This window comes from Thalassospira sp. B30-1 (assembly GCF_015767575.1).
Lineage (GTDB): Bacteria > Pseudomonadota > Alphaproteobacteria > Rhodospirillales > Thalassospiraceae > Thalassospira > Thalassospira xiamenensis.
Genome location: NZ_CP065232.1, coordinates 4,180,320 through 4,196,787 on the forward strand (window position 1 = coordinate 4,180,320; position 16,468 = coordinate 4,196,787).

Annotated in this window: 15 protein-coding genes; 3 read left to right on the forward strand and 12 right to left on the reverse strand. The window is 54.2% G+C overall.

Features of this window, described 5'->3' with window-relative positions:
* Positions 1-88: 88 nt before the first annotated feature.
* Positions 89-1,363, reverse strand: a complete 1,275-nt coding sequence (urtA, locus tag IT971_RS19480; protein ID WP_063092701.1) for an urea ABC transporter substrate-binding protein — start codon at positions 1,361-1,363, stop codon at positions 89-91.
* 355 nt (positions 1,364-1,718) lie between these two features.
* Positions 1,719-2,663, reverse strand: a complete 945-nt coding sequence (locus IT971_RS19485; RefSeq protein ID WP_063092576.1) for a LysR family transcriptional regulator — start codon at positions 2,661-2,663, stop codon at positions 1,719-1,721.
* A 104-nt stretch (positions 2,664-2,767) separates the two neighbouring features.
* On the opposite strand from IT971_RS19485, the gene IT971_RS19490 reads away from it, so the two are divergent.
* Positions 2,768-3,751 carry an MBL fold metallo-hydrolase gene (locus IT971_RS19490; protein ID WP_063092564.1) on the forward strand — a complete coding sequence of 328 codons (984 nt, stop codon included), beginning with the start codon at positions 2,768-2,770 and terminating at the stop codon, positions 3,749-3,751.
* Positions 3,752-3,847: 96 nt separating this feature from the next.
* On the opposite strand, the gene IT971_RS19495 is transcribed toward IT971_RS19490, so the two are convergent.
* The gene (locus IT971_RS19495; RefSeq protein ID WP_063092563.1) at positions 3,848-5,044 is read right to left on the reverse strand and encodes a urate hydroxylase PuuD; all 1,197 of its coding nucleotides are present in this window, start codon (positions 5,042-5,044) and stop codon (positions 3,848-3,850) included.
* A 262-nt stretch (positions 5,045-5,306) separates the two neighbouring features.
* Here IT971_RS19495 and IT971_RS19500 point away from each other — a divergent pair, with 262 nt between their 5' ends.
* The gene (locus IT971_RS19500) at positions 5,307-6,221 is read left to right on the forward strand and encodes a LysR family transcriptional regulator (RefSeq protein ID WP_063092562.1); all 915 of its coding nucleotides are present in this window, start codon (positions 5,307-5,309) and stop codon (positions 6,219-6,221) included.
* A 64-nt stretch (positions 6,222-6,285) separates the two neighbouring features.
* Here the strand turns inward: IT971_RS19500 and IT971_RS19505 are convergent, their stop codons facing one another.
* The 3 genes from IT971_RS19505 to IT971_RS19515 all read right to left on the reverse strand — a co-directional run bounded on the left by IT971_RS19505 (position 6,286) and on the right by IT971_RS19515 (position 9,134).
* Positions 6,286-7,323: a histone deacetylase family protein gene (locus tag IT971_RS19505; protein ID WP_063092561.1), complete on the reverse strand. Its 1,038-nt coding sequence runs from the start codon at positions 7,321-7,323 to the stop codon at positions 6,286-6,288.
* 75 nt (positions 7,324-7,398) lie between these two features.
* Positions 7,399-8,574 carry a methyl-accepting chemotaxis protein gene (locus IT971_RS19510; RefSeq protein WP_063092560.1) on the reverse strand — a complete coding sequence of 392 codons (1,176 nt, stop codon included), beginning with the start codon at positions 8,572-8,574 and terminating at the stop codon, positions 7,399-7,401.
* A 26-nt stretch (positions 8,575-8,600) separates the two neighbouring features.
* Complete coding sequence (locus tag IT971_RS19515) at positions 8,601-9,134, reverse strand: PAS domain-containing protein (RefSeq protein ID WP_007088850.1); 534 nt, start codon at positions 9,132-9,134, stop codon at positions 8,601-8,603.
* A 266-nt stretch (positions 9,135-9,400) separates the two neighbouring features.
* Between IT971_RS19515 and IT971_RS19520 the strand changes: the two genes are divergently transcribed.
* Entirely contained in the window at positions 9,401-9,784 is a 384-nt protein-coding gene (locus IT971_RS19520; protein ID WP_063092559.1) for a hypothetical protein, read from the forward strand.
* Between the two features lie 71 nt (positions 9,785-9,855).
* Here IT971_RS19520 and IT971_RS19525 read toward each other — a convergent pair whose 3' ends face one another.
* The 6 genes from IT971_RS19525 to xdhC form a co-directional block, all read right to left on the reverse strand.
* Positions 9,856-10,938: a BMP family ABC transporter substrate-binding protein gene (locus tag IT971_RS19525; RefSeq protein ID WP_174441863.1), complete on the reverse strand. Its 1,083-nt coding sequence runs from the start codon at positions 10,936-10,938 to the stop codon at positions 9,856-9,858.
* A 217-nt stretch (positions 10,939-11,155) separates the two neighbouring features.
* Positions 11,156-12,076 (reverse strand): ABC transporter permease, encoded by a 921-nt coding sequence (locus IT971_RS19530; RefSeq protein ID WP_051682096.1) that lies wholly within the window; start codon positions 12,074-12,076, stop codon positions 11,156-11,158.
* Positions 12,076-13,155 (reverse strand): ABC transporter permease, encoded by a 1,080-nt coding sequence (locus tag IT971_RS19535; RefSeq protein WP_139189984.1) that lies wholly within the window; start codon positions 13,153-13,155, stop codon positions 12,076-12,078. Before IT971_RS19535 ends, IT971_RS19530 begins: the two co-directional genes overlap by 1 nt.
* On the reverse strand, positions 13,142-14,725 hold the full coding sequence (locus tag IT971_RS19540) for an ABC transporter ATP-binding protein (protein ID WP_063092558.1): 1,584 nt from the start codon (positions 14,723-14,725) through the stop codon (positions 13,142-13,144). Before IT971_RS19540 ends, IT971_RS19535 begins: the two co-directional genes overlap by 14 nt.
* A gap of 122 nt (positions 14,726-14,847) precedes the next feature.
* On the reverse strand, positions 14,848-15,300 hold the full coding sequence (locus IT971_RS19545) for a nucleoside deaminase (protein WP_062951155.1): 453 nt from the start codon (positions 15,298-15,300) through the stop codon (positions 14,848-14,850).
* Between the two features lie 131 nt (positions 15,301-15,431).
* A complete protein-coding gene (gene xdhC, locus IT971_RS19550; RefSeq protein WP_063092557.1) occupies positions 15,432-16,466 on the reverse strand; it encodes a xanthine dehydrogenase accessory protein XdhC in 1,035 nt (344 codons plus the stop codon).
* Between the last annotated feature and the right edge of the window lie 2 nt (positions 16,467-16,468).

Below are 16,468 nucleotides of genomic sequence, written 5' to 3' on the forward strand. Positions count from 1 at the left end.
CAGAAAATCGCAAAAAGAATGGTTGCCCGATGATCAGGACAACGAAAAACAGGCTGGCTGCATCAACAGCCAGCCTGTCCAATCCCGATCAGTACATCGGTTTTTCACAGTTGCCGCAGACCCACGGATAGGTCCAGTCGGCGGTCAGCTTTGCGCTTTCGGGCAGGAAGTCCGACCATGCATCGCCAACGACGGTGCCTTCGGTTTCCCAAACGATGTCAAACTGGCCATCATCCTGCACTTCGCCGATCAGAACCGGCTTGGACAGGTGGTGGTTGGTGTTCATGACAGCCGTACCACCGGTCAGGTTCGCAACTTCCTGGCCATACATGGCCTGGCGGACGGCATCAACATCGGTGGTGCCAGCCTGCTCAACAGCCTGTTTCCACATGTTGAAACCGATATAGGTTGCTTCCATCGGATCGTTGGTTACGCGTTTTTCGTCACCGATAAAGGCATGCCATTTTTCGATGAAGGCCGTGTTGGCATCGGCTTCAACCGACTGGAAATAGTTCCAGGCCGCCAGATGACCGACCAGCGGCGCGGTATCGATACCGGCCAGTTCTTCTTCCCCGACCGAGAAGGCAACAACCGGAATGTCCTCGGCTTTAATGCCCTGGTTGGCGAGTTCCTTGTAGAACGGCACGTTGGCATCACCGTTAATGGTCGAAACCACGGCGGTTTTCTTGCCAGTGGATGCGAATGCCTTCACATCGGCAACAATCGACTGCCAGTCGGAATGACCGAACGGGGTGTAGTTCTCCATGATGTCTTCATCGGAGATACCCTTGCCATTCAGGTAGGAACGCAGGATTTTGTTGGTCGTGCGCGGATAGACATAGTCCGTCCCCAGAAGAACGATACGCTCGGCACCGCCGCCATCTTCGCTCATCAGGTAGTCAACAGCCGGGATTGCCTGCTGGTTCGGCGCGGCACCGGTATAGAACACGTTGCGAGAGCTTTCCTCGCCCTCATACTGAACCGGATAGAACAGCATGCTGTTCAGTTCCTCAAAGACCGGCAGAACCGACTTGCGCGAGACCGAGGTCCAGCAGCCGAACACGACATCGACCTTGTCTTTTTCAATCAATTCACGTGCTTTTTCGGCAAAAAGCGGCCAATCCGACGCCGGATCGACAACTACTGCCTCAACCTGTTTCCCCAACAGGCCGCCATTTTTATTCAGATCATCCACCAGCATCAGGACCGTGTCCTTCAGCGTGGTTTCCGAAATCGCCATCGTCCCAGAGAGAGAGTGCAGAACGCCGACTTTAATCGTGTCAGCGGCCTGGGCATTTGACATGGTCATTGCAGACCAAGCCAAGGCCCCAGCGCCCATAAGCGCCTGAAGCTTCTTATTCATTCTATTGCCTCCACTGCGAGTTTATTGCACCGCAGTGTTGCTTGCTAAAATCGTGCCAGATTCCGAATAATATGCTGCACCGCCAGAAATCGCGGCGACTCAACGCAATATCCAACTATTTAACAGGCAGAAAATGGAAAATATTTGCGCCACACGCGATTTCAATGATCACTTTTCGATCATTAATTAAAATTTGATTATTTTTTAATCACGTTGACCTTGGGCTTCTTCCCCCTTATCTGAGGGGCGGAAGTTTCGCCTTTCTGCGGTTATTGCACCACAATGCCCATAGGCCGAAGCATCCCGCCCCGCCGGTTCGCCGGCGGGGTTGTTTATATATGACAATGCGGAACAATCATTGCGCCGCGATGGCAGGCAGATCCGTTGAAATGTCACCGATCACCGATCTGATCTGATTGCGCAACCAGACCAGCCCGACATCCTTGTCCGCCCAGATCGGCCAGTTCATGGTCACCGGCGGGAAGTTCAGCGGAATAGGCATTTCACAGAACACCAGCCCGAATAACGGCGCATATTGCACCGCAATCCTGCGCGGCACAGTCGCAACAATCGGCGCATTCCGGGCAGCGGCAAGCAACGGCATGAAATCTGGTGCGGCCAGAACAACATCAAGATCGATGCCAATCGCACGTAATGCATCCCCAACGCAGCCTTCGACATTTCCGGTCTGAGACAGAACGGCATGACGCGCACCCAGATATGTCTCGCGCGATAATGGCGGCGTCAGCTTGCAGATATCGGGGTTAAAGCAACAGGCCACGCTGGACTCAAACAGCACTTCGCCGATCTGACGGGACTCCTTGCATCCGATTGCCAGATCGATTTCCCCGGCATTCAGCATCAAATCGACCGTTTCAACCGTAATCGAACGACTTACCAGACGCACACCAGGTGCGGTTGATTGCAAATGGTGCACCAATGCTGGCAACAGGACCATTTCCATTTCACCGGTGATACCGATGCGAAATATGCGGTCTGCCGTGTCCGGATCAAAACTGTCCGTCGCCTGAAGCGCACTTTGCGCCTGCGTCAATGCCGCCCGAACCGGCCCGGCAAGGGCGCGCGCCTTTGCGGTTGGCTGCATTTTCTGTCCGACACGGACAAAAAGATCATCCTGCAGCAATATCCGAAGCGTTGACAAATTGTGGCTCATTGCGGACTGACCAATCCGCAATTTTTCGGCAGATTTCGTGACGCTCAGCTCTTGCATCATTGCGTCAAACGCAATCATGAGGTTGAGGTCAAATGACCTTAAATTGAAATGATCAATAGTATCCATGATCCGCATCGATTTGATTACTGACTGATTGGAATATAGCCTTTCTCTATCGCGTTACAAGCTGCCGGTTAAATCCCGGCATTTGATTGAGGGAGAATATTCTGATGCTGTCACGCAGAGACATGCTTAAAGGTTCGCTTGCTGCCGCTGCCATCGGGGCGACGGCCAGCACCGTTTTTATTCCATTGCGCGCCGCGGCCAAGGCACCATTGGTTGGTACACAGGCGCCGGGCTATTACCGCCTGATGGTGGGCAACGTCGAAGTTACCGCACTTTCGGATGGCACCGGGCAGTTTCCACTTGCCGATCTGTATCTCAATACCAGCCCCGAACACGCACGCACGGCCCTTGCCAATGCATTTCAGGGAACTCCGACATCGACATCGGTTAATGCCTATCTTCTGAATTTTGGTGACCGTCTTGTTTTGCTTGATGCTGGGACCAGCGACCTGTTGGGACCGGAACTTGGTAAATTGCCGGACAATATCATCGCATCGGGCTATCACCCCGATCAGATCGACGATGTGGTGATCACCCACATTCATACAGATCATACCGGCGGACTGACGTTTAACGGCAAGAAAGCCTTTCCCAACGCCACGGTGCATGTACCGAAACTCGATGCCGAATACTGGCTGAGCACTGAAAACCGTGACAAGTCGCCGGAAAGTGCCAAGCAATATTTTGATCAGGCCGTCCTATCGACCAAGCCCTATATCGACGGCGGCACACTTTCGACTTACGAGGCCAATGCATCACCCGTTCCGGGCCTGATCAATTCAACACATCGTCCGGGGCACACACCGGGCCACAGCGCTCTTTGGTTCGAAAGCAATGGCGAGAAGTTTGTTTATTGGGGTGACATCACCCATGGTGATGTCATCCAGTTTGACGAACCGGGCGTCTCGATTGCTTTTGATGTCGATCCAGATCAGGCGATCATCACCCGTGAAGCCGCCTTTGCCGAAGCCGTATCAGAAAAATATCTGGTTGCCGGGTGCCATATCGCCTTCCCGGGCATTGGGCATGTCATCGAAGACAGCACGATGTTTGACTGGGTGCCGATGAACTATCGCGCTGACGTCTGATCCGACTTCCCCCGACCCGCGCTTAAGACGCCAGGCGAAAAAAGGGCGACCTGCATCACGCAGGCCGCCCTTGATTTCCGTCATCAACAGAACCGGCTATTCCGGCATCCCGGCACGGATCCACTGCCCCAACTGACCCCGTTCCTCGTCCGTCATTTCGGTCATATTGCCAAGCGGCATGGCACGCCCGATGACGGCCTGCGCCAGAACGCGCTGCGCATTGGCTTTGACCTGTGCGATGTCGTCAAACATCACCCCCATTGGGGCTTCGTCAAAACCTTCATCGGTCGGGTTGGCAGAATGACAGGCCGTGCAGCGAGTCTGAACAATCGCCAGCGCATGATCGGCAGTGATGATTTCCTGATCGGCCAGCTTGGCAGCATCGGGATCATAGGATGCAAACATCGCCAGGATCGCCATGCCCACCGCGGCCGATGGCAGTTGCCAGGCAATCGCCTTACCGCTGCCCCCGGCATTACGCGTGTTAAAGAAATGGCGCACCAACCCACCAATGATCAGGATCAGGCCGACAATCAGCCAAGACTGATCATGGGAAAACAGCATCGAATAATGATTGCTGATCATCATCAGCAAAACCGGCAGGGTCAGATAGTTGTTATGCGTGGATCGCTGTTTGGCCTGCAACCCCAGGGCCGGATCGGGTTTCTCGCCCGCCATCAGGCTAGCGACAACCTTTTTCTGGTTAGGGATGATGATGCGAAACACATTGGCGGCCATGATCGTACCTAGCATCGCACCAACATGGATGAAAGCCCCGCGACCACTAAACACATGGGTAAAGCCATAGGCCGCAACCATTGCCAGAATGAACACGCCAATCGCGAGTTTTCCGGTGCTTTGGCCAATCGGGCTTTTGCACATCAGGTCGTAAATCACCCAACCGGCAAACAGGCTGGCAAGCCCGATCAGGATGGCATCCCATTTGCCAAGCGGCATGACATTCGGATCGATCAGATAGCTCTCCGCACTCCAGTAATACATTGTCACCAGAAGCGCAAAACCGGTCAGCCAGGTGAAATAGGCCTCATACTTGAACCAGTGCAGTTCGGGCGGCATGGATTTCGGCGCAACCATCCATTTATTGACATGGTAAAACCCGCCGCCATGGACCATCCAGGCTTCGCCATAAACGCCTTCATCCATGCCCGGACGCTTACGCAGGCTCAGATCCAGCCAGACGAAGTAAAAGGATGAACCGATCCACGCGATACCGGTAATCAAATGCGCCCAGCGCAGGATCAGATTGATCCAGTCCTGAAACAGAATATCCACCCGTTGAAACCTCCGTCTTGCCGGGCGTCGCTCATACCGCCCCGCTGTCCCCTTGCCGGTTATGCGCATCATGCGACCGCACTGATCCGGAATTATTCCAATCAGAGTCCTAACATAGCGTATCCGGGTGCTCTATTATTAAGGGCAGGTGCATAATCGAAATGACTTTCAAGTTATTTTTTAAAATGGCACAGTAGCCGTCAGGATTTGGAAACACACAAATTCAGAAAATAAAAAAAGCTGTATCAGGAGCCCGCAACCCATGTCCGACTTTGAGGACATCCAGATTTTTGTCCGCGTAGCCGAACTTGGAAACCTGTCTGCCGCCGGGCGCGAGTTGCGCCATTCGGCTGCGGTTGTTTCAAACCGGATTGCGCGCCTTGAAGAACGGCTGGGTGTTCGGCTTTTGAACCGCACAACGCGCCGGGTCAATCTGACGACCGAGGGCGATGTTTATTACCGGCACTGCCTGCGCATTCTGGCCGAAATGCAGGAAGCCGAAAATGCCATCGCCAATCAGAAAAACACCACGCGCGGTCCGGTCACGCTGACCTGCCCGATTGCGTTTGGCAACAAATATGTCGCCCCTATCATCCCGAAATTTGTTGAGAAAAACCCGGACGTTCAGATCAGACTACACCTTTCCGACCGGTTGCTGGACCTGCTGCAGGACAAGGTCGACCTTGCCATTCGCATTGCCGAGTTAAAGGAAAGCTCTTTGATCGTGCGCAAGCTTGCAGCCAATAAACGCATGCTGGTGGCAAGCCCGGCCTATCTGAAACGACATGGCATTCCCAAGGCGCCGGGCGATTTGTTGCATCATAACTGCCTGTTGCTGCGTTTTCCGGGATCACGGCAATATCAATGGACCCTGCATGGTGCCGAGACGGAAGGCCCGGTAACCCTGTCGGTTTCCGGATCCATGGATTCAGATAATGGTGAAGTGCTGACCCGCTGGTGCCTTGATGGGCATGGCATCGCGCTTAAATCCCACTGGGAAGTCGGCGACCATATCCGCAACGGCCAGCTTCAGGTTGTTTTGCCCGATTATACGCCCCCAGCCCATGCGGTTTATGCGCTTTATCCGGAAAACCGTTACCTGCCAACACGTGTGCGGGCCTTTGTCGATTTTCTGGTAAGCGAGTTTGGCGGGACACCGCCATGGGATAAGAGCTGATACCAATTTGTATATCCCCTAAGCACTCTACCAAATGCAGGACGTTTAAGGGCATTTGCTTGTATTAGCTTTTGGTTTCCGACAGATATCCCCCCAAAACAGCCGCAACATTGAATCCGATGACGTCGTGCGCGTAACCGCCTTCCATAACAAACACGGTCTTAAGACCCAATCGCCCGATCATCTGGCCAATCCGGTTAAAATCATCGGTTTGCAGTCTGAAATCGCACAGCGTTTCGGCCTCATGAGCATCAACGCCAAGGGCGATCACCAGGGCTTCGGGCTGCCAGGTGATAATTTTTTGAATAGCCCTTGCAAAACCTTGTGACCACGGCCCGAAATCCGATCCGCCGGACAGCACGATATTCAGGTTCGCCCCCTGCCCGTCCAGACGACCGGTTTCGTTTTCATAACCCATAAAGAACGGGAATTGATGCTTGGGATCGGCGTGGATCGACACGGTCAGAACATCACCACGGTCATAGAAAATATCCTGTGTTCCGTTACCGTGATGGTAATCGATATCAAGGATCGCGACCTTTTTCGCACCTTTGGTAATCATCTGCTGGGCGGCAATGGCAGAGTTATTAAGGAAGCAATATCCGCCATAACGATTGGCATGTGCATGATGCCCCGGCGGGCGGGTCAGGGCAAAGGATGCCTCGCCATCGTTCCAGACGGCATCGGCCGCCGACACAACGGTTTGTGCGCCCCAATAGGCCGCCTTCCATGTCCCCTTGGTGATCGGGGTATCCGATGAAATGGCATATTGCCCAAGACGCGCGCTGATATGAGCGGGATGACCACCGGAGAAACCGGCTGTCGGCCAGACATAGGGAAAAGCATCATGATCATTGCCTGCGGCATTCCAGTCCGCCCAAGCGTTTTCAAGAAAGGACAGATAATCCGCATCATGAATGGCAGCAATCGGTGCCATGCCATGATCGGTCGGGTCAACCAGCTGCGCCTGTACGGAATGGGCCACAGCATCGCGGATGATTGCCATACGGCGGGAATTTTCAAAGCACGGAATCAAGCGTCCATGGTGCATTTCACCATTCCCGTCATGGGAATCGTGGCGGGAATTAAAAAACACACGCATGACTGACTTCCTTTCCGGCAAAGGCGATAAGGGGCATCTATCCCCTTATCGTAGCAGAAAGTTCTTAACAGGTAGCTATTTGCGCGCGGTGCTGTACAGCAGTTCGGCGATGGTATCAAGGAACCCACCCAGCTGTTTGCGCAGATTTTCAGACTCCCGCGCCAGTTTGCCCGCCATATCGCGGGTGGTATCGGCGGCCTCGCCAGTCTGACCGGCCATTTCGGAAACCACGGTGATATTGTCGGTCACTTCCTGTGCGCCGCTGGATGCCTGTTCGACATTGCGGGTGATGTTTGATGACAATGCCGTCTGGGTTTCAACATTATTCGAAATCAGATCCGAACGGATGGCCAGATCATCAATGACAGATGCAATCTCGCGGATCGAATTGACCGATGCCTCGATTGCATTCTGAATATCCTGAACTTTTTCCTCGATCGATTCCGTTGCCTTGCTGGTCTGGTTGGCAAGGCCCTTGACCTCGTTTGCAACCACGGCAAAGCCCTTGCCCGCCTCGCCTGCACGGGCCGCCTCGATGGTCGCATTCAGAGCCAGAAGGTTGGTCTGGGCAGCGATGTCGCGGATAAAGCTGACGACTTCGACAATCTCGCCTGCTGCTGCTTCGAGCTGGCCGATACGCCCATCCGTTTCCTGTGCCAGGCCATTCGCACGATTGGCAATTTCTACCGATTCACGAGCCTGATCGGCAACAGTGCGGATCGACTGATTGAGTTCTTCGGATGCCTCGGACACGCCAGCAACATTGGCCGCCGTTTGACGGGCCGCGGCGGCAACGTTTGTCGAACGCGAACTGGTTTCATGTGCAATACGATTGGCGTCACCCGATGCGCTTGAAAGCGCACCCGCGGCCTCGGCAATCTGATCAACGGCTTCGAATGAACCGCTTTTGAATTCTTCAACGATGGTATTGAAACCGGTCAGTTTTTGTTCAATCGACGCGGTCGCCGCATTGATTTTCTGTGCCGACGTCAGATAGGCCCCGACAAGCCCGGTTTCGACAATCCGACGATAATACCGGTTTTCAGAAACAGCCCCCATCGATGCCGCACTTTCGCGCAAGAAAGCGTCATTTCGGTCAATCAACCTGTTGATCGCGATGAAAAGTTCGCGCATGTCGGGATGACTGTCGACATTGGTAATGCGCGCTTCGTAATCCCCTTCGGCCGCGGCCAGAACAACGTTCAGTGCCTTTTTGATCCCCGATTTGCTAGAACCACCAAATAGCGACATTTTGAAACCTCGAATTAGCAAACAGCCTAAAGGCTTTGAATGAATTTGTCGTATGCCAGACCGGCATCTGAAAGCTTTTGCGCCAGAGCTTTTTCCGCAGCGATCATGCCGTCCTTACGGTTGGCGGTGCTTTCTTCGATCTGGCGGAGTTCCGCATAAAGCGGGATGATCGTGTCTTTAAGAACCTTTGGATCAGCCACCCGACGGTTCGAGTGGTAGCCGATGATTTTGCCATTCGCGTCAAGACTGGGCGTGATATGGGCGTACACCCAGTAATGATCACCATTCTTTGACATGTTGACGACATAAGCGAAGATCTCGTGACCGGCGGCGATTTCATCCCACAGCAATTTGAAAACACAGCGCGGCATATCGGGATGACGAATAAGCGAATGAGGCTGCCCGAGAACTTCCTTTTCATGGTAGTCAGATAGACGCAGGAAAACCTCGTTAGCATATGTAATCCGGCCTTTAAGGTCAGTTTTGCTGACGATCAGTTCTTCCGGCTCGAAATGACGTTCCTTGCCCGTTGGCTTGGCCCTGACTGGCGTTTGGCTCACGTTTCTTTCCCCGATTTTCTGTCCGATTACCTGCTATTTTAGATCACAGCAGTTTGAATGCCCGGATACCATGTAACGATATATCCGCGAATGATAAATGTAAAATATCCATGTGATACATAGACTAAGCGCGATGATAAAAATTAGATAAATATAATTGGCCCCCACAATCCCAACATACAATAGTAGGATCGACCAACGATCATGTCTTGTCAGGCGGTCATCCTTTTGATCTTCTGATAAGGGGGTGTTTGCAGGGAAGCAACATGACAAAAGATCTTCGGGACTTTCCATTTCGCGTGGTGATCCATGAAAAGCGCTCTGCTCAGGGCGTGCTTGACTGGCTGGACAAGAATATCCGCAGCGACAGATGGACCATGGGCATTCGCAATATCGAACTGCCGCGCGCGACCCAATCCGCCCCCATCGTCGATCTGGTGATCTATTTTTCCCGGCGGGAGGATATGGAGCTTTTTCGCGAACGCTGGGCGGGTAAAACGCGCGAGCACAAGGTCAAACTGAAATTCTGGCGCGCTGCACTTTATGCCTTGCTACACCCGAAGATGGAAATGATCGCCTACGAAAAAGTCGATGACAGCCCGAAACGCATCCGTCCGGGGGATCCGGAAACAAGCATCAAGAAGCCCTGAAACGAAACAACCCCGCATCTGATGTGCGGGGTTGTTCAGTACGTCGCCGTTACAGGACGTGCAAATCGTGATTATTTCGGCAGTTCGGCATCAATGCCTTTGATGTACCAGTCCATGCCCAGAAGCATTTCGTCGGTTGCATCTTCGCCTTCCTTGATGCGCAATTCGCCAGCCTGATCATAGATCGGGCCTGCGAACGGATGAATTTCACCTGATGCGATCTTGGCTTCGGTTTCTTCGGCCAGTGCTTTTACGTCGTCCGGCATGTTGGTGTAAGGTGCCATGTCCACCATACCGGAATCAATACCGCCCCATGTGTCGATTGATTCCCAAGTACCATCCATGACAGCCTTGGCGCGTGCGACATAATATTCATCCCAATGGTCAACAATCGCGGTCAACTGTGCCTTCGGGGCGAATTTGATCATGTCGGATGCCTGACCAAAACCAACGATACCGCGGTTCTCGGCAACCTGAAGCGGAGCCGGGCTATCGGTGTGCTGGACCATGATGTCAGCACCCTGATCAATCAGGGCCTTGGCTGCGTCGCCTTCTTTGCCCGGATCGTACCAGGTGTTTGCCCAGACGATTTTGACTTTCACATCCGGGTTAACCGACCATGCACCCAGCATGAAGGCGTTGATGCCACGAACAACTTCCGGGATCGGGAACGAACCGACATAGCCGACAATGTTCGACTTGGTCATTTTACCTGCGATCACACCAGCAACGTAACGGCCTTCATAGAAACGCGCGGCATAGGTCGAAACGTTTGCATCACGTTTGTAACCGGTTGCATGTTCGAATTTCACATTCGGGAACTGCTTGGCGACCTTGACAGTCGGGTTCATGAAACCGAACGAGGTGGTGAAAATCAGGTTATGGCCGGTCTGGGCCAGCTGACGAATCACACGTTCAGCATCGGCACCTTCCGGAACGCTTTCGACGTAACTGGTGGTGGCATTGTCACCAAGGGCCGCTTCGATCGCCTGACGACCGATGTCGTGACGATAGGACCAGCCATGGTCACCAATCGGTCCGACATAAACAAAGCCGGCTTTGACGTCTTCGGCCTGGGCTGCACCCATGCCGAGTGCAAGTGCACCGGTTGCCACAACGGCGGCAAGCGTGCGCTTCACGAGGTTTGCATTCATTATCTGGTCTCCCTGTTAATCAGCTAATCAGGATTTAAACCCAATTGTTTACGCAATCAATGACGTGTTCTTGTCCAGACCAAGACTCAGCCAAACCGGCCTGATGATATCCAGAGATAATATTCAGAACGGCTTGATTGAGTTTTGGTCCGATACGCACTTCCTCCCACCGGGTCGGGGAATCTTTTTGGCGTTCCCCGATCCCGTTGCACCAGCCCTATTGTGCGGGCCGGAACGCCTGCCCGATACAGGCAGGTGCATTCAATCTGATCTTGGCGCGATCACTGGAAATGATCACCAGAACAATCACGGTCGCAAGGTAAGGCAACATCGACATGAATTGTGACGGGACATGAACACCCGCACTTTGCGCATGAAGCTGCAATACCGAAATAAGCCCGAACATATAGGCCCCGGCCAACAATCGCCCCGGACGCCACGTTGCAAACACCACAAGTGCCAATGCGATCCAGCCACGGCCCGCGGTCATGTTTTCGGCCCACATCGGTGTATATGACAGTGACAGATACGCCCCGGCAAGCCCCGCCATTGCCCCACCAAACATGGTCGCCATATAGCGGATTTTGATCACCGAATAACCAATGGCATGCGCGGAATGATGCGAATCACCAACCGCCTTGAGGATCAATCCGCCACGGGTCCGTGACAGGAAAAATCCGACCGCAATCACCATCACAATCGACAGATAAACCAGAAAATCCTGACCAAACAGAATTTCACCAACCAGCGGAATATCGGTCAGAACCGGGATATGAAGCCCCGGAAGCGGTTCAATCGCAAAACCGACAAAGCCGGAGCCAACAAGCGCTGAAAAACCGACCCCGAATATGGTCAGAGCCAGACCCGTTGCCACCTGATTGGCCATAAGGGTCAATGTCAGGAAGGCGAAGATCAACGACATCAGCATTCCGGCAACGATTGCCGCCAGAACACCCAGAATGGCCGATCCGCTTGACGCGGTAACCGCAAAGCCGGAAATCGCCCCGACCAGCATCATGCCTTCGACGCCAAGGTTCAGCACACCGGATTTTTCGGTGATCAGTTCGCCGGTCGACGCCAGCAAAAGCGGGGTCGATGCCGTAATCACAGTCAGCATCAGTGGAATGAGCCAATCCATTATGCGGCCTCCCCTTTGGCAGCAGGGGTTCCGAAACGAACCCGGTACTTGGTCAAAACATCACATGCCAGCAGGAAGAACAGCAAAATCCCCTGGAACAGGCCGGTTACTGCATTTGGCAGCCCCAACGTAATCTGGGCCAATTCCCCCCCTAGGTAGGTCAGCGCCATGATCAGCCCACCAAACAGAATACCCAGCGGATGCAACCGCCCAAGGAAGGCAACGATAATCGCGGTAAAGCCATAACCGGGCGATATGGCGGGTTGCAACTGACCGATAGGTCCGGCAACCTCAAACAGACCGGCAAGACCGGAAAGACCGCCGCCCAGCAACAGGGTAAACCAGACCATGCGTTTCTGCCGGAACCCAACATGACGCGCGGCCTGCGGGGCCTTGCCCACCACGCGCAACTGGAACCCGATCACGGATTTCGACAGCAAAATCCACCCGGCAATCACCACCAGTACCGCAAAGGCCGTTCCAAGATGGACCCGCGTCCCGTCATAAATGATCGGCAACAGGCCTGCATCCGGGAACGGGCGGGATTCAGGGAAGTTGAATCCTTCGGGGTTGCGCCACGGCCCATGCACAAGGAAGCTCAGGAACAGTGTTGCGACATAGGTCAGCATCAGGCTGGTCAGGATTTCGTTGGCATTGAATCTGGTGCGCAAAAGCGCCGGTATCGCCCCCCAGAAGGCCCCGCCAATCGCCCCAAGAACAAACATTGCGGGCAAAAGGAACATGCTTTCACTGTCATGAAAATACAGCGCAAGACCACCGCCGAATATGGCGCCCATGGTCAATTGACCCTCGGCACCGATGTTCCAGACATTGGCGCGGAACCCCATCGACAGCCCGATGGCAATGATCACAAGCGGACTTGCCTTAACAAACAGTTCCGAAAGTCCGTAGCTGTTGTTGATCGGCAGGATGAAGAAAGTATAGAGCGCATCGAACGGGTTCTTGCCCATAAAGGAAAAGATGATCCCGCCGACAAACAGCGTCATGAGAATTGCCAGAACCGGCGACAGATAAACCATCGCCTGACTATGCTGGCGACGGGGTTCAAGCCTGACCAACGTGATCTCCTTCGATAAGCTCTTTCGTCTTCAGGGTTACGTCGCCGTCCAGATCGTGAAGTCCCCCCATCAACAAACCGATTTCCTCGACACTGACGTCGGCCATCGGCCGCGGGGCGGACATCTTGCCTTCGGCCATCACCACCACCTGATCACAAATGGCGAAAATCTCGTCCAGATCCTGCGAAATCACCAGAACCGCCGTGCCCTTCGCCGCCAGATCAAGCAATGCCTGATGGATGGCACTTGCCGCACCGGCATCCACACCCCAGGTCGGTTGGGAAATCACCAGTACGCCCGGATCCTGAAGGATTTCACGCCCGACGATGAATTTCTGGAGGTTGCCCCCCGAAAGGCTTCCGGCCTCGGCCGAGGCGCCGGTGGTGCGTACATCGAATGTCTTGATGATCTTGTCGGCAAAGGTACGGGTCGGCACTTCGCGGATCAGACCACGTGCAGACAACGCCATACGACGAAACGCTGTTAAAAACCCGTTTTCCGACAGGCTCATATCAGGAACGGCACCATGCCCGTTACGTTCTTCGGGCACAAACGCAGCACCAAGCCGACGGCGGCGGCGCGGACCAAAATGCGCAACCGGATTACCATCAATTTTGATGCAGTCGGGCGTGCCGATGATCTCGGTTTCGCCGGCCAGTGCCTGAAACAGCTCGTTCTGGCCATTGCCGGCAACACCGGCAACCCCCATGATTTCCCCGCCCCGCACCTTAAGACCAATCCCCTTAAGGTCGGTGCCGAATTGTTCGTCGCTGATCAGTGAGAGATCGGAAATATCAAGACGCACATCCCCGAATTTGCGTGTCCCGCTGCGATCAGGTGCGGTCAGTTTCTGGCCGATCATCATTTCGGCCATGGATTTCGCCGTTTCCGCGCGCGGATCACACCCGCCAACGACCTTGCCGCCGCGCAAGACGGTCGCCTTCTGACACAGTGCTTTGACTTCGTGCAGCTTGTGGCTGATATACAGGATTGCGCAACCTTCATCGGCAAGACGGCGCAATGTTTCAAACAGCTTTTCGACTTCCTGCGGGGTCAAGACCGATGTCGGCTCGTCCAGAATAAGCAGTTTTGGATTTTGCAGAAGGCATCTGACGATTTCGATCCGCTGACGTTCACCAACCGAAAGTGTATAGACATGCCGATCTGGATCAAGCGGCAGACCATAGGTCTTTTCGACCTCGATCACCTGCTGACGCAGGGCGGCCATATCGCGCACGTCGTTCATCGCCAATGCGATGTTTTCCAGAACCGTCATGGTTTCAAACAGCGAAAAATGCTGGAACACCAGCCCAATGCCCATTTCGCGTGCGTCATGCGGGCTATGGATCGTGACCGGCTTTCCTTCCCACAGCAATGCGCCATGATCGGCCTGCAACACGCCATAGATGATTTTCACAAGCGTACTTTTACCCGCGCCATTTTCCCCCAGAAGGGCATGGATTTCGCCAGGTTCGATACGGAAACTGATATCGTCATTTGCCAGACAGCCCGGAAAGGCCTTGGTCACACCGCGCACTTCAAGCTGTGCCGGTTTCACCCCGCCTGTCATCACCAAGCCTGTATCTGAGCCGGTATTCCCGGTCCTCGAAGTCACTGCTGCCACCCCTATTTTGCGATCCGATCACGCGCACCGTTGGTATTACCCGTTCACGGTTTGCTAATCAAACGGTCTCAATACGCGATTTTATCTTCTTTGGCATCCCAGGCCGCAAAGACATCACGCGCTTCCCCTAAATCCAGATGTTCGCACGGCAGGCTCCGATCCGGGATCGGTTTTGCCACTTCATCATACAGGAATTGATCGTCAAAGCCGATTGCCGCTGCATCATCGCGGGAATTGGCATAATAGATCCGGTCAAGACGCGCCCAATAGATCGCCGAAAGGCACATCGGGCATGGCTCGCAACTGGTGTAAATCTCGCAACCGGCAAGATTGAAGGTACCAAGCTTTTCACAGGCCGCACGGATGGCGCTGACCTCTGCATGAGCGGTCGGATCGTTGCTGGATGTTACCTTGTTCCAGCCTTCGGATATGACTTCGCCGTCCTTGACAATGATTGCCCCGAACGGGCCGCCACAGCCTTCTTCCATTTTTGTCCGCGACAAATTCACGGCATGGAGCATGTGTTTATGCTTGGCATCACACACAGCCAAATCTCCCTATATGAACTCCTGATCCGGTAAACGGATCCTCCTGATCAGGCCGCTATTGGCGCGGCCCTTTATCATTTATATGCCTTGCAATGAAGGCTTTATCATCCGGCAAGGCCGTCTTGTGCGACCCTGTTCACCAGATTTTGCGCCATTCGTGCTTCACGTACGGACAGCAATTGCACTGCAACCGATGCCGCAATGATTGCCGGCTGTTTGCCGGTAATGCCCTGAATTCCAATCGGGCATGTCAAACGACCGATTTCCGTGTCACCCAACCCGCGATCCTTTAATCGCCGGACAAAGCGCGCGCGTTTGGTCTGGCTTCCGATCATGCCGACAAAACCAAGATCATTCCGCATCAAGGCCGCCCGACAGATATCAAAGTCCTGCGCGTGGCTGTGCGTCAGGATAAGCGCGAAGGCATCGGGCGGCATGTCGCCCACCTCGTCCTCGGGCCTTTCGCTTTGATGCAGATGAAGTTTCGGTGTTTCCGGCAGGGTCAGGTATTCATCACGCGAATCGATCAGGTGAATATCGAACGGCAAGGGTGCCAGTGCCTGAACAATCGCCTGCCCGACATGCCCGGCACCAAACAGCCAAAGCGGCGTTGCTCCGTCATCAAGGCGCAGGCACAGCTTCTGCTGCCCCGCCAGATCACACAATCCTCCGCGCCCCCCGGCAAACAGGCGCTCCAATGCATCGGCATCCTGAATACTGGCCGTTTCAAGATGTTGGCTTTCGCCCATCGATAAAATCGCCCAAGCACGATGAACAGGACCGGCATTGCTTTGCGTATTTCGGATCGCTGTCGCCAACTGATGCTTTTGCATCGAGCTCAGCAGGTGAAACGCAATATCGACAGAACCGCCGCAGCATTGGCCAAGCCCTGGCCCCAACGGGAATGGAACCAGTTCCGCATCAAAATCCCGCCCCAGATTCAGGATTTCACGCGCCTGAACCGTCACCTGATGTTCCAGATTGCCACCACCAACCGTCCCGACAATGTCGGCTTCACTGATCAGCATAAATGCCCCTGCCTCGCGAGGGGTGGACCCGCGAATGGCCGCCACACTGACCAGCATCACCGGATCGGATGATTGCAACACAGCAATATGGGCGTCGGGTGACAGGCGCATGA

Excerpts from the sequence above, each read along its gene's own strand:
- IT971_RS19520 (WP_063092559.1), top strand. The coding sequence starts at position 9,401 with ATGACAAAAGATCTTCGGGACTTTCCATTTCGCGTGGTGATCCATGAA.
- IT971_RS19510 (WP_063092560.1), bottom strand. The coding sequence starts at position 8,574 with ATGTCGCTATTTGGTGGTTCTAGCAAATCGGGGATCAAAAAGGCACTG.
- IT971_RS19525 (WP_174441863.1), bottom strand. The coding sequence starts at position 10,938 with ATGAATGCAAACCTCGTGAAGCGCACGCTTGCCGCCGTTGTGGCAACC.
- IT971_RS19540 (WP_063092558.1), bottom strand. The coding sequence starts at position 14,725 with ATGACAGGCGGGGTGAAACCGGCACAGCTTGAAGTGCGCGGTGTGACC.
- IT971_RS19500 (WP_063092562.1), top strand. The coding sequence starts at position 5,307 with ATGTCCGACTTTGAGGACATCCAGATTTTTGTCCGCGTAGCCGAACTT.
- IT971_RS19545 (WP_062951155.1), bottom strand. The coding sequence starts at position 15,300 with ATGCTCCATGCCGTGAATTTGTCGCGGACAAAAATGGAAGAAGGCTGT.
- IT971_RS19485 (WP_063092576.1), bottom strand. The coding sequence starts at position 2,663 with ATGGATACTATTGATCATTTCAATTTAAGGTCATTTGACCTCAACCTC.
- IT971_RS19530 (WP_051682096.1), bottom strand. The coding sequence starts at position 12,076 with ATGGATTGGCTCATTCCACTGATGCTGACTGTGATTACGGCATCGACC.
- urtA (WP_063092701.1), bottom strand. The coding sequence starts at position 1,363 with ATGAATAAGAAGCTTCAGGCGCTTATGGGCGCTGGGGCCTTGGCTTGG.
- IT971_RS19490 (WP_063092564.1), top strand. The coding sequence starts at position 2,768 with ATGCTGTCACGCAGAGACATGCTTAAAGGTTCGCTTGCTGCCGCTGCC.
- IT971_RS19505 (WP_063092561.1), bottom strand. The coding sequence starts at position 7,323 with ATGCGTGTGTTTTTTAATTCCCGCCACGATTCCCATGACGGGAATGGT.
- xdhC (WP_063092557.1), bottom strand. The coding sequence starts at position 16,466 with ATGCGCCTGTCACCCGACGCCCATATTGCTGTGTTGCAATCATCCGAT.